The sequence below is a fragment of the Paenibacillus sp. FSL R7-0302 genome (assembly GCF_038006885.1).
Lineage (GTDB): Bacteria > Bacillota > Bacilli > Paenibacillales > Paenibacillaceae > Paenibacillus_AQ.
In genome coordinates this window covers 5,928,092-5,941,326 of record NZ_JBBOWB010000001.1, presented here as the reverse complement: position 1 = coordinate 5,941,326, position 13,235 = coordinate 5,928,092, and the positions used below count along the sequence as shown (strand labels likewise).

The 13,235-nt window shown below is 56.8% G+C and carries 12 protein-coding genes and 1 riboswitch; all 12 genes read left to right on the top strand.

Annotated elements, in window-relative coordinates; genetic code table 11:
- The first annotated feature begins 15 nt into the window (after positions 1-15).
- Positions 16-279 carry a DUF1294 domain-containing protein gene (locus MKY96_RS25590; protein ID WP_036693313.1) on the top strand — a complete coding sequence of 88 codons (264 nt, stop codon included), beginning with the start codon at positions 16-18 and terminating at the stop codon, positions 277-279.
- 50 nt (positions 280-329) lie between these two features.
- Positions 330-764, top strand: a complete 435-nt coding sequence (locus MKY96_RS25585; protein WP_340944376.1) for a universal stress protein — start codon at positions 330-332, stop codon at positions 762-764.
- Between the two features lie 152 nt (positions 765-916).
- Positions 917-1,018: riboswitch (purine riboswitch) on the top strand.
- A 243-nt stretch (positions 1,019-1,261) separates the two neighbouring features.
- Positions 1,262-1,747 (top strand): 5-(carboxyamino)imidazole ribonucleotide mutase, encoded by a 486-nt coding sequence (purE, locus tag MKY96_RS25580; RefSeq protein ID WP_340944374.1) that lies wholly within the window; start codon positions 1,262-1,264, stop codon positions 1,745-1,747.
- Positions 1,748-1,899: 152 nt separating this feature from the next.
- Entirely contained in the window at positions 1,900-3,132 is a 1,233-nt protein-coding gene (gene purK, locus MKY96_RS25575; protein ID WP_340944783.1) for a 5-(carboxyamino)imidazole ribonucleotide synthase, read from the top strand.
- 6 nt (positions 3,133-3,138) lie between these two features.
- Positions 3,139-4,434 (top strand): adenylosuccinate lyase, encoded by a 1,296-nt coding sequence (gene purB, locus MKY96_RS25570; RefSeq protein ID WP_340944373.1) that lies wholly within the window; start codon positions 3,139-3,141, stop codon positions 4,432-4,434.
- A gap of 415 nt (positions 4,435-4,849) precedes the next feature.
- The gene (locus MKY96_RS25565; RefSeq protein WP_340944372.1) at positions 4,850-5,740 is read left to right on the top strand and encodes a phosphoribosylaminoimidazolesuccinocarboxamide synthase; all 891 of its coding nucleotides are present in this window, start codon (positions 4,850-4,852) and stop codon (positions 5,738-5,740) included.
- Positions 5,741-6,023: 283 nt separating this feature from the next.
- The gene (purS, locus tag MKY96_RS25560) at positions 6,024-6,269 is read left to right on the top strand and encodes a phosphoribosylformylglycinamidine synthase subunit PurS (protein WP_019913657.1); all 246 of its coding nucleotides are present in this window, start codon (positions 6,024-6,026) and stop codon (positions 6,267-6,269) included.
- A gap of 5 nt (positions 6,270-6,274) precedes the next feature.
- Complete coding sequence (gene purQ / locus MKY96_RS25555) at positions 6,275-6,964, top strand: phosphoribosylformylglycinamidine synthase subunit PurQ (RefSeq protein WP_238653883.1); 690 nt, start codon at positions 6,275-6,277, stop codon at positions 6,962-6,964.
- Positions 6,942-9,188, top strand: a complete 2,247-nt coding sequence (gene purL, locus MKY96_RS25550; protein WP_340944371.1) for a phosphoribosylformylglycinamidine synthase subunit PurL — start codon at positions 6,942-6,944, stop codon at positions 9,186-9,188. Before purQ ends, purL begins: the two co-directional genes overlap by 23 nt.
- A complete protein-coding gene (gene purF, locus MKY96_RS25545; protein WP_340944370.1) occupies positions 9,173-10,669 on the top strand; it encodes an amidophosphoribosyltransferase in 1,497 nt (498 codons plus the stop codon). Before purL ends, purF begins: the two co-directional genes overlap by 16 nt.
- Before the next feature lie 754 nt (positions 10,670-11,423).
- Positions 11,424-12,464, top strand: a complete 1,041-nt coding sequence (gene purM, locus MKY96_RS25540) for a phosphoribosylformylglycinamidine cyclo-ligase (protein WP_340944368.1) — start codon at positions 11,424-11,426, stop codon at positions 12,462-12,464.
- Complete coding sequence (gene purN, locus MKY96_RS25535) at positions 12,464-13,078, top strand: phosphoribosylglycinamide formyltransferase (protein WP_340944366.1); 615 nt, start codon at positions 12,464-12,466, stop codon at positions 13,076-13,078. Before purM ends, purN begins: the two co-directional genes overlap by 1 nt.
- Positions 13,079-13,235 lie beyond the last annotated feature (157 nt).

Here is a 13,235-nt window from a genome sequence, read left to right as displayed (position 1 = left end):
GGAGGGGCCGGAAGGATGGTCAAGGTGGTATTGCTGTGGTTCGCGCTGATCAACATTATCGGGTATGTCGTGATGTCGGAAGACAAGAACAAGGCCCGAAAAAGACGGGATCGGGTGCCGGAGAAAACACTGTTTCTGCTGGCGTTCATGGGCGGGGCGCTGGGTGTGCTGATTGCCATGTACCGCAAACGCCACAAGACAAGGCATACTTCCTTCAGGCTCGGAATTCCGCTGCTGCTGCTGCTGAATATGGTGCTGTATGGATATTTTTTGAGGTAAGCCGCTTAAGGGCTTGGTAATGATGTAAATAATAGAAAGAGGTGGCGTATATGTTATTCTCTAAAATTCTGCTTGCCTATGACGGTTCAAAGGCTTCGAATCAGGCTCTGGAACGGGCGATTGAGCTGGCTAAGGTAACGCCAGGGTCCTCCCTGTACGTCGTACACGCATTTGAATTCCCGCGATTCTTCATCGGGGAAGCTCTCGCGCCTCTGCCGGCATCGGTGAATAAGGATTATTATGACCTCGCGGTCCAGACTACGGATGAAGTGAAAAGCCGCTTGGAAGCCGAAGGTCTGAATGCTACGGTAGAATTGCTGCAGGGATCGCCTGCGGAAATTATTCTGAATTATGCCAAAGAGCAGAATGCAGATGTGATCGTAATCGGCAGCCGGGGGCTGGGCGGTATCCGGGAATTTGTTCTGGGCAGCGTAAGCCATAATGTGGTGCAAAGTGCGCGCATTCCGGTGCTGGTTGTTAAATAATAGGAACTTTAGTAGAGGGACGCTGCGGCGTTCCCCTTTTTTTAGGCGGATTAGCGGGAATAAGATTTTCAATCAAGCCCAAAAGCGAACATTTTACAGACATGATATGACAATGTTCGTGTTTAAGTTGACATGATGTGTAGGGCGTTGTTAAACTGAATCTATGAAGAGCTCGTATAAAACCGGGGATAGGGCCCGGAAGTTTCTACCCGGTAACCGTAAATTGCCGGACTACGAGGAAATAGGATAACTGGAACGGCAGCAGATAGCCTCCCCGCAGACCGGGGCGGTGTTCCTGCATTCTCCTGTCTGCAAGGACGGGGACTGTGCAGCTGCCGGGCGGTTATCACCTGATTCCTTAGTAGTCCGGGTCCACCCGCAGCAGAATGCGTCTGGAGTCCGGGCTATTTTTCTCGGTCAACGCGGGAATTGGCAGGAAACGGGACACACTGAAATCAGAGAAATCTCTATAACGGAAATGGAAGGCTGGGTGAACGATGTCTGTGCAAGTAGGTGTCATTATGGGCAGCAAATCGGACTATGAAACGATGAGGCATACCTGTGAAGTGCTGGAGGAGCTGGATATAGCTTATGAGAAAAAGGTTGTCTCCGCACACCGCACACCGGATCTGATGTTCCGTTATGCCGAAGAGGCAGCGGAGCGCGGCTTGCGGGTCATTATCGCCGGAGCGGGCGGCGCGGCGCATCTGCCGGGTATGGTGGCTGCGAAGACCACGCTGCCGGTCATCGGTGTACCTGTGCAGTCTAAGGCCTTGAACGGCATGGATTCGCTGCTGTCTATTGTGCAGATGCCTGCGGGCATCCCGGTAGCGACGGTAGCAATTGGCCGCGCCGGAGCGATCAATGCGGGACTGCTGGCGGCGCAGATCATCGGCGCCTTCGAGCCGGAGGTGGCGGACAGGGTGCAGCTGCGGCGCGAGGCGACTCAGCAAGAGGTGCTGGAAAGCAGCGAGAGCCTATGAGCCCGGAGGAGCTGAAGGCCGGACGGCTGGAGGACGGCGCGGAGCTGGCCGGAGCGGAGCGCGCGGTAAAGGCTGAGGGCGAAGCGGAAGGTGCCGGAGCTGGGCGAACGGTAAAGGCTGTAGGCGAAGCGGAAGGTGCTGGAGCTGGACGAATGGTAAAGGCTGAAGGCGAAGCAATAGCTGCCGGGGCTGAGGCACAGCGGGAAGAGACCGGGGCGCAGCCGCCACGGACGCTGCTGCCCGGCGCAACGATCGGCGTGCTCGGCGGCGGGCAGCTTGGGCGCATGCTGGCGTTGTCCGGCAGCGCCATGGGCTACCGCTTCGTGGCGCTGGACCCGGCAAAGGACGCGCCGTGCGGTCAGGTGACGCCGCAGATCACTGCGGCGTATAACGACCGGGACGCCGCGCGTGAGCTGGCGCGGCGCTCGGACGTCATCACGTACGAGTTCGAGAACGTGGACGCGGGCGTAGCCGCGCTGCTGACGGAGGAGTCGTACGTGCCGCAGGGCAGCGCGCTGCTGTATACGACGCAGCACCGGCTGCGCGAGAAGGCGACCATCGAGGCAGCGGGCGTGCCCGTTGCCCCGTACCGCAAGGTTGGCAGCCTGGCGGAGCTGGAAGCGGCGGCTGCCGACCTGGGCCTGCCCTGTGTGCTGAAGACAGCCACAGGAGGGTATGACGGCAAGGGACAAGCCGTCATCCGCACGCTGGAAGAGCTGGCCGCAGCGTTCCGGCAAGTCGCGCCGGGTGCGCAAGCAGATGTACCGGAGCTGGTGCTGGAGAAATTCATCGCCTTCCAGTGCGAGATTTCGGTCATCGCCGCCCGGAGCGCCTCGGGGGAGGTCAAGAGCTTCCCGCCCGCCGAGAACATTCACGTGAACAATATCCTGCATCTCTCCATTGTTCCTGCAAGGGTGCCAGAGGAGATTCAGCGGCGGGCCTGTGAGCTGGCCGAGCGGATTGTGTCCGGCATGAATGCCGTCGGGCTGCTGGCGGTAGAGATGTTCGTGACGGAGGACGGAAAGCTGTTCGTCAATGAGCTGGCCCCGCGTCCGCATAACTCTGGCCATTACACGATGGATGCCTGCGTGACCTCGCAGTTCGAGCAGCACGTGCGGGCGATCTGCAATCTGCCGCTCGGCGATACGAAGCTGCTGACTCCTGTAGTGATGGTGAATGTACTCGGCGAGCATCTGGACGGAGCCGTTCAGGCAGCCTGCCGTGCGAATGAAGAAGTGAGCAGGCTTGGAGTATCACCCAAGCTTCATATATATGGTAAGACCGAGAGCAAAACCGGCCGTAAAATGGGCCATATCAACCTGCTCTGCAAGGATACCGGCGACGGATTGTCCTGGGTAGAGCAAACTAACCTTTGGAGGAAATGACAAGCTATGATTGAACGTTACAGCAGACCTGAGATGCGGGCCATATGGACCGAAGAGAATAAATTCAACGCGTGGCTGGAGGTTGAGATTTGTGCCTGTGAGGCGTGGGCCGAGCTGGGAGTGATCCCGCATGAGGATGCCGCGAAGCTGCGCAAGGATGCCAAATTCGATATCGCGCGGATTGATGAGATTGAACTGGAGACGCGCCATGATGTGATTGCTTTTACCCGTGCCGTATCCGAGAGTCTGGGTGCAGAACGCAAATGGGTGCACTACGGACTAACCTCGACAGATGTGGTCGATACGGCGCTGGGTTACCTGCTGCGTCAGGCCAACGAGATTCTGGAGCAGGATATTATCCGGTTCATTGAGATTCTAAAAGACAAAGCCATCGCCTACAAGGATACCCCGATGATGGGCCGTACCCATGGCGTACATGCCGAGCCAACAACATTCGGCCTGAAGATGGCGCTGTGGTATGAGGAAATGAAGCGGAACCTGGAGCGTTTCCGTCATGCCGCCAATGGCGTACAATTCGGCAAAATCTCCGGGGCGGTCGGTACCTATGCCAACATCGACCCGTTCGTGGAAGAATTCGTCTGCCGCAAGCTGGGCACCAGCCCGGCACCAATCTCCACCCAGACGCTGCAGCGTGACCGTCATGCAGAGTATATGGCGGCGCTGGCACTGGTTGCCACCTCCCTCGACAAGTTCGCTACCGAGATCCGCGCTTTGCAGAAGAGTGAGATCCGCGAGGTAGAGGAGGCTTTTGCCAAGGGTCAAAAGGGTTCGTCCGCGATGCCGCACAAGCGCAACCCGATCGGCTGCGAGAACATCTCCGGCCTGTCGCGCGTCATCCGCGGCCATATGATGACAGCTTACGAGAACGTGCCGTTGTGGCATGAGCGCGATATTTCGCATTCTTCCGTAGAACGGATCATCCTGCCGGATGCGACCATGCTGCTGAACTATATGCTGAACCGCTTCGGTAATATCGTGAAGAACCTGACCGTATTCCCTGAGAATATGAAGCGCAACATGAACCGTACCTTCGGCGTTCCGTTCTCCGGCCGTATTCTGACGAAGCTGATCGACAAGGGCTTCAGCCGCGAGCAGGCGTACGACACTGTGCAGCCGCGTGCGATGAAGGCCTGGGAGGAGCAGACCCAGTTCCGTGACATCGTGGAAGCAACCCCGGAGATCACGGCCGTGCTTAGCGCAGAAGAGATTGAGGATGCGTTCAATCCTTCCTGGCATCTGAAGCATGTGGACACCATCTTCCGCAAGCTGGAACTAATCTAATCTTTAAAAATAGTAAGTCAGTGGTGAACTGATGAGCTGGAGAAGAGTTGGGCGTGCGGTGGGGGCAGTAGTTGTTCTGGAGCGTAAGCGACAGGGGGACACGATTAGACATTGGGGTTAAAGGAGGAACGGAGAGGAATTTTGGAACTGGAGAAGCGTTAGCGTTCGCCAGAAAGCTTTCCGAAGGAAAGCTCGCTACGGAAGCATATGCTATGTTTGGATTTCTACCGCTGCCTGCGGTTTAAATCAGGAAATTCAAACATAACAGCGATCGGAAGTCCAAAACTTCCCGCAGTGACCCTATTAACCCAAAGGATCAATTCAGTCCGTTTAAGCGAAGCGACGGAATCAAAGCGCCCCAGTCGCTTTTAGCCCAAATATAGTAAGAGATCATTTGTTCAAGGGAGGAAAGGTCATGACATCATCGGCCGTATCCACTGCCGTGGAACTTGTAAATGCGCCGCTGCTCTACAAAGGCAAGGTTCGTGAGCTGTATGATTTGGGGGATGAGGTACTGATCGTGGTGACAGACCGGATCTCTGCCTTCGACTATGTGCTGGACCCGGCAGTGCCGGATAAGGGCAATGTGCTCAACCGGCTCAGCGCCTTTTGGTTCGGCCAGACCCGGGAGCTGATCGAGAACCATGTGGTGCATATCGAGGTGGACAAGCTCGGGGATATTGTGAAGGACCGTGAAGCGCTGAAGAACCGGATCATGGTCGTCCGCAAAGCCGAACGGATTGATATCGAATGTGTCGTGCGCGGCTGCATTACCGGAGGCGGCTGGAGGCAGTATCAGGAGACCGGCAAGGTGAACGGAATCGTGCTTCCTAAGGGACTGCACAAGAATGCAGTGCTGGCCGAACCGATTTTCACACCGGCAGCCAAAAATGATGTCGGCCATGATGAGGATATCCCTTTTGAGCAGATGCAGGAGCAGATCGGCGCAGAGCTTGCGCTGGAGCTGAAGGAGAAGAGCCTGAAGCTGTTCGCTTTTGCCAGAGCCTATTGTGAAGAACGCGGCATCATCCTCGCCGATTGCAAATTCGAGTTCGGGCTGCTGGACGGTAAGGTGATTCTGATCGATGAGATTTTCACGCCGGATGCTTCCCGCTTCTGGGCCAAGGACAAGTACGCACTGGATATCGAGATCGACAGCATGGATAAGGAGCCGGTTCGCACGTACCTGTCAGCCTCCTCCTGGGACAAGAACAGTAAGCCGGACCCGTTGCCGCCTGAGGTGGTTGAAGAGACGTCGCGCCGGTACCTGGATATCTATCACCGCCTGACCGGGAAGTCGTTATAGATTATCGTATGATCCTATTCTGAACAGCTGCAGCCAACTTTAATTGCATTCTCTACAGTTATTTTGCCCGAAAAAGAGGCCATTTGCTGTTTAATTGTATCTGGTACAACTAAACATTAGCGGGATGACCTGAAACGCAGATGTCCGTAGAAATAGCTGTATGAAATGCAACTAAGGCTAATTTTGCAGAGAATATTGAGAATATAGCTGTACATTATGCAGTTAAGCAAGCTGCCATTAAGCCCAATTCAGTTCATTAAATTCTAGGAGGAACTACAAGCGTATGTTAAAAGCGACAGTCTACGTCACCATCAAGAAAAGCGTGCTCGACCCTCAGGGAGTTGCCGTGCAGGGTGCCCTGCATTCCGTTGGATTCCAGGAAGTTGAAAGTCTGCGGATCGGCAAATATATGGAGCTGACCTTGGATACCGATAACCGCGCAGAAGCGGAAGGACGCCTGAAGGAAATGTGCGAGAAGCTGCTGGCCAACACGGTGATCGAGGATTACCGCTACGAATTGGAGGACTAAACGTCATGAAATTTGCGGTACTTGTCTTTCCAGGCTCCAATTGTGACATTGACTGCTACAAGGCAGTAGAAGACAGTCTTGGCGAACCAGTAGATTATGTATGGCATACAGCGACAGACCTGTCGGCGTATGACTGCATCCTCGTGCCTGGCGGCTTCTCTTATGGTGACTATCTGCGCTGCGGCGCAATCTCCCGGTTCGCTCCGGTAATGGCTGAAGTGGCTAAGGCGGCAGAGCAGGGCAAATTCGTGCTTGGCATCTGCAACGGGTTCCAGATTCTGACCGAGGCGGGTCTCCTGCCGGGCGCGCTGCGCCGCAACATGTCGATGAAGTTCCGTTGTCATGATACAGTGCTTAAGGTCGTTAATAACACAACCCCGTTTACTATTGACTATGCGAAGGATGAAGAGATCGTCATTCCGATCGCGCATGGCGAAGGGAATTATTATTGTGATGAAGAGACGCTCGCAGAGCTGCAAGCGAATAATCAGATCGTATTCACCTACAGTGACAACCCGAACGGTTCGGTGGCCGATATTGCCGGAGTCAGTAATAGGGCGGGCAATGTAGTCGGCATGATGCCTCACCCGGAGCGTGCAGCGAATAGCCTGCTGGGCTCAGAAGACGGCAAACGGATGTTCACATCCATTCTCAAGACATGGAGGGATCGTTATGACGCAGCAAGTATCCGCTAAGGAGCCGACCGCAGAGCAGATCGCGGAGCAGAAAATCTACAGTCAGTTCGGTGTATCAGACAGCGAATATGAGCTCATTACCTCCTTCATGGGACGTAAACCCAACTATACAGAAATCGGTGTGTTCAGCGTCATGTGGTCTGAGCACTGTGCATATAAGAACTCCAAGCCGCTGCTGAGCCGCTTCCCGACAAGCGGGCCTAAGGTGCTGATGGGACCGGGCGAAGGCGCGGGCATCGTGGACATCGGTGATAACCAGGCCGTTGTCTTCAAAATCGAAAGCCACAACCATCCGTCGGCGGTAGAGCCTTATCAGGGCGCGGCGACCGGGGTGGGCGGGATTATCCGCGATATTTTCTCCATGGGCGCAAGACCGGTGGCCTTGCTGAACTCTCTGCGGTTCGGGAAGCTTGAGAGCGACCGGGTAAAATATCTGTTCGAGCATGTTGTGTCCGGGATCGCAGGCTACGGCAACTGTATCGGCATCCCTACCGTCGGCGGGGAAATTATGTTCGACAACAGCTATGACGGCAATCCGCTGGTGAACGCAATGTGTGTCGGTCTGATTGACCATGATAAAATCCAGCGCGGTGTCGCCAAAGGGGTAGGTAACCCCGTGTTCTACGTAGGTCCGCCTACTGGCCGTGACGGCATTCATGGTGCGACCTTCGCCTCTGTGGAGCTTAGTGAAGAATCCGAAGCTAAGAAAACAGCAGTTCAGGTCGGCGATCCGTTCATGGAGAAGCTGGTAATGGAATCCTGTCTGGAGCTGATCGACAGCGGCATCGTCCTCGGCATTCAGGATATGGGCGCAGCCGGACTGACCTGCTCCAGCGCGGAAATGGCGAGCAAGGCGGGTAATGGTCTGGAGCTGTATCTGGATCAGGTGCCGCAGCGTGAAGACGGAATGACCCCGTATGAAATGATGCTCTCGGAATCCCAGGAGCGGATGCTGTTCGTGGTGGAGCCTAAGGATGAGGCGCAGGCGCAGGAGATTTTTGACCGCTGGGGCGTGATCTGCCGCAAGGTGGGGAAGGTGACCGATGACGGCCGCCTGAAGCTGTTCCATCACGGCGAAGTGGTCGGCGATATGCCGGTGAAGGCGCTGGTAGATGAATGTCCGATTTATAACAAACCGTCTGCCGTTCCTGCTTACTATGAGGAGAATGCCTCTATTGATACACTTCGTTATGAGGAAGTGACTGATCTGGGCGGCGCGCTGCGTACAGTATTGGGCTCACCTACTGTAGCCAGCAAGGCTTGGGTATACAACCAATACGATTATATGGTCCGCACTAGCACAGCGGTTCGTCCAGGTTCCGATGCGGCGGTGGTAACCATCCACGGTACACGTAAGGGGCTGGCGATGACTACGGACTGTAACGGACGTTATGTCTACCTTGATCCTGAGGTGGGCGGACGCATTGCTGTCAGCGAAGCGGCGCGTAATATCGTCTGCTCCGGTGCCCTGCCGCTGGCAATCACGGACAACCTGAATTTCGGCAGTCCGGAGAAGCCGGAGATCTTCTGGCAGATGGAGCGCGCGGTAGACGGTATGGCGGAAGCCTGCCGGGTGCTGGATACGCCGGTTATCGGCGGGAATGTCAGTCTGTACAATGAGAATGCTTCGGGAGCTATCTACCCGACACCGGTTGTGGGCATGGTAGGGCTCATTGAAGATACCGATCATATTACAACCCAGGCCTTCAAGCAGGAAGGCGATGCTGTACTGCTACTTGGCGTTACGAAGGCAGAGCTGGGCGGCAGTGAATTCCAGTATGCCGTTCACGGCGTCACCGAAGGCCGTCCGCCTGAGCTGGACCTGGCGACAGAGCGCAAGCTGCTGGATGCTGTTCTTGCTGCAATCCGCAGCGGTCTGGTACGCTCGGCGCATGACTTGTCTGAAGGCGGTCTGGCCGGAGCACTTGCTGAGAGCTGCATCAGCGGCAGCATTGGAGCGAATATTGAGCTGTCTGCCGGCGGACTTCGCCCGGATGTAGCACTGTTCAGCGAGAGCCAGTCCCGTATTATCCTGACTTCGGCACCTGACCGTGCAGAAGAGCTGAAGGCTGCAGTAGCCGCTTACGGCGTACCTGTTGAGATCATTGGAACCGTTGGCGGGGACCGCCTGCGTGTTGATCTGGACGGATCGGCTGCACTGGATGAAGCCGTTACTGAACTCAAGACCATTTGGGAGGATGCTATTCCATGTCTTATGAAATAAAGACCGGGAACAAGCAGGAAGCCCCTATCCTGTGGACCGGCGACTTTTACAACGAAGGAACGGGCTCGGGAGATATTTTTGACACATTAAAAGAGGAATGCGGCGTCTTCGGGGTCTTCGGACACCCGGAAGCCGCCTCCATGTCCTATTACGGCCTGCATGCCCTGCAGCACCGGGGAGAAGAGAGCGCAGGTATCTGCGTGGCAGATGGACGCGACTTCAACTATCATCGCGGCATGGGTCTGGTGAAGGAAGTCTTCGACAAAGACAAGATTGCTTCGCTGGTGGGAGACATGTCCATCGGGCATGTACGGTACTCGACCAGCGGAGACAGCCGGCTGACCAATGCGCAGCCGCTGGTCTTCAAATACCGTGACGGCGATCTGGCGATTGCCACGAACGGCAATATCGTCAACGAACCGCTGATCCGCAAGCAGCTGGAGCAGGGCGGCTCGATCTTCCAGACGACCAGTGATACCGAGGTGCTGGCGCATCTGATTGCGCGTTCGCAGAAGGATTTTGTCGAAGCCACGAAGGATGCCCTATCGCAGCTGGTCGGCGGCTTCGCCTTCCTCTTGATGACCAATGACAAGCTGATTGTCGCATCAGACACCCACGGACTCCGTCCGCTCGTGATGGGCCGTCTGGGCGAAGCCTATGTCTTCGCTTCCGAGTCGTGTGCGCTTGAAGTCATCGGTGCCCAGCTGGTGCGTGATATTGAACCGGGTGAACTGTTGGTGCTCGATAAGGATGGCTTCCGCGAAGACCGCTTCGCCGAGCCTAAGCGCAAAGCGCTGTGCGCGATGGAGTACATCTACTTCGCCCGCCCGGACAGCGACCTGAACGGCTCCAACCTGCACTCCGCCCGCAAGCGGATGGGCAGCCGCATGGCGCTCGAAGCCTTCGTGGATGCGGATATTGTCACCGGCGTGCCGGATTCCAGTATCTCTGCCGCCATCGGCTATGCCGAGCAGACGGGCATCCCGTACGAGCTGGGGCTGATCAAGAACAAGTATACCGGCCGCACGTTCATCCAGCCCAGCCAGGAGCTGCGTGAGCAGGGCGTGAAGATGAAGCTCAGCGCGGTACGCCGCGTCGTGGAAGGCCAGCGCGTAGTGATGATCGACGATTCCATCGTGCGCGGCACCACCTCGCGCCGGATCGTCAACCTGCTGCGCGAAGCCGGAGCGGTAGAGGTCCACGTGCGGATTACCTCGCCGCCGTTCAAGAATCCATGCTTCTATGGCATTGATACGCCCGACCGCCGCGAGCTGATTGCCTCGTATAAGAGCATCGCCGAGATGTGCGAGGAGATCAACGCCGATTCTCTGGCGTTCCTCTCGCCCGACGGACTGATCCAGTCCATCGGCGGCTATAATAGTGACGACTACAAAGGCGGTCTATGCCTGTCCTGCTTCGACAATGATTACCCGACACAGGTGGATTTCGGCGGGGAAGAGAAGGACGGATGCTCGTGTTAACATCTGGTGCCCATCCCCCTAAGTCCCCCTTACAAAGGGGGATTCCGGAGGGCGCTGCCCTCCGGCCACCCGAAAGTTTGGTGTGAGGAGTTTGCTATAAACTTGCTAAGAGGGCGTGGGTGTGGATGCCCGCTTTGTCCCTGTGTGCTGCGCACGGACGGGACACGCTTCACGGCGCTGCCCCCCGGCGGCCTGCGGTCCGCCGGGCCCTCTGGCTCCAGAATCTGTCCTGTTTGCTGCGCAAATCCGGAGATTCTGTCGCCCTAGAGACCGCACGGCTTCGCCCCGTGCGCAGAAGTGCCCCAGACCCTGTCCTGTTTGCTGTCGCAAAATCGGAGGCTCTGTCGCTTTAGGGACCGCACGGCTTCGCCCCGTGCGGGGAGAGCTCCCGTCCCTGTCCTGTTTGCTATCGCAAAGTCGGGGGAGCGGTTACCTAAGGAGGCGCTGTGCGAAGCCCAGCGCCGACCCCTTGCTGCTGTGCAAGGCGCGAAATTTCGGCTTGCGGCACGGGTTTGAAAACCCGGTGGTTGGAGTCATGGAGAGGAAATTTGGAACTGTAGGAGCGGTAGCGTTCGCCTTTATATTTGGATTTCTACCGCGGCCGGCGGTTCAAATCAAGGAAATCCAAATATAACAGCGACCGGAAGTCCAAATGTTCCTCGGAATGACGACTATAACCACCCCCCAGAAGGGGGTTCAAATCCTTGCCGCCCCGAACCCGCGCTCTAAACTAATTTAAATGAGGTGCTCAAAAGTGTCGGAAGCTTATAAAAACGCCGGAGTGGATATTGCAGCTGGCAATGAAGCCGTAGAACGCATGAAGAAGCATGTGAAGCGCACGTACCGGCCGGAAGTAATGACCGAGCTGGGCGGCTTCGGCGCCCTGTTCGGCCTGAATAAGGACAAGTACGAAGAGCCGGTTCTCGTATCGGGAACAGACGGTGTGGGCACGAAGCTGAAGATCGCGTTCGCGGCTGACCGCCACGACACGATTGGCATCGATGCGGTCGCCATGTGCGTGAACGACATCGTGGTGCAGGGCGCTGAACCGCTGTTCTTCCTCGATTATCTGGCCTGCGATAAGGTCGTGCCGGAGAAGATTGAAGCCATCGTATCCGGGATCGCGGAAGGCTGCCATCAGGCGGGCTGCGCGCTGATCGGCGGCGAGACCGCCGAGATGCCGGGCATGTATGCGGCTGGTGAGTATGATATCGCCGGATTCACCGTAGGTGTGGCCGATAAGGCCAAGCTGGTGACGGGAGCGGACATCGCTCCTGGAGACATTGTGATCGGCCTGGCTTCGAGCGGGATTCACAGCAACGGCTTCTCGCTGGTGCGCAAGCTTTTGCTGGAAGAGGGCGGCTACGGCTTAAATGATGTTGTGCCTGAACTTGGGGCTCCCCTCGTAGATGTACTGCTGGCTCCGACCAAAATCTACGTGAAGCCGCTGCTCGCTCTGCTCGAACAGCTTCCGGTCAAGGGCATGGCCCATATTACCGGCGGCGGGTTCATCGAGAACATTCCCCGCGTATTGCCGGAGCATGTGAATGTAGAGATCAACTACGGCTCCTGGCCGATTCAGCCGGTCTTCAGCCTGATGCAGAGCAAGGGGCAGGTAAGCAACCGCGACATGTTCACAACGTTCAATATGGGCGTGGGGCTGGTGCTGGTCGTGGCGGAAGCGGACGGAGAGCGTGCACTTGCGCTGCTTAAGGCCAGCGGGGAAGAGGCTTACCGGATCGGCACGGTTACTGAAGGAGAGCGCATCGTTACCTTTACGGGAGCTGAAGTCTGATGGAGTGGAGCCGAATCGCTGTCTTTGCCTCCGGAACGGGCAGCAATTTTGCTGCACTGGTCCGGGCACAGCGGGAGGGCAGGCTGGGCGGAGGCAGCATAGAACTGCTGGTCTCGGACAAGCCGGAAGCGCCTGTAGCACAGCGGGCAGAGGAGGCAGGAATTCCTGCTCTGCTGCTGCGGCCGAAGGACTTCGCGGGCTGGGAGCAGTACGAGGCCGCGATTGTGGCTGAATTGCAGCGCCGGAACATCGGACTGGTGGTGCTGGCCGGCTATATGCGGCTGATCTCCCCCGTCCTGCTCGCACCGTATGCCGGACGGATCATCAACATTCATCCTTCGCTGCTGCCGGCGTTTGCCGGGAAGGACGCGATCGGGCAGGCGCTGGAGTACGGCGTGAAGCTGACGGGCGTGACCGTGCATTTTGTCGATGGAGGCATGGATACCGGACCGGTGATCGCCCAGCGCAGCGTGGAGGTCCAGTCTGGAGATACCGCCGAATCGCTGGCTGCACGCATCCATCAGGTGGAATACGCGCTGTATCCTGAGGTAGTGAGTGCTTTTGCCGCCGGAAAAGTAGAATTGAACGGAAGAATGACGACCATTGCCGATTAAGCGAAACTGTTGTATAGCTACCTGTGTTGACTGTTGAACCGGAGTGATTTCGACATTTCAGGCAAACCCCGGCCGATTCTGATATTTCTCGGGAAATACTTCACAAGTGGCAGTATTTGACGGAGGATCTGGCGGTATAGCCGGAAATTGCGGAAAT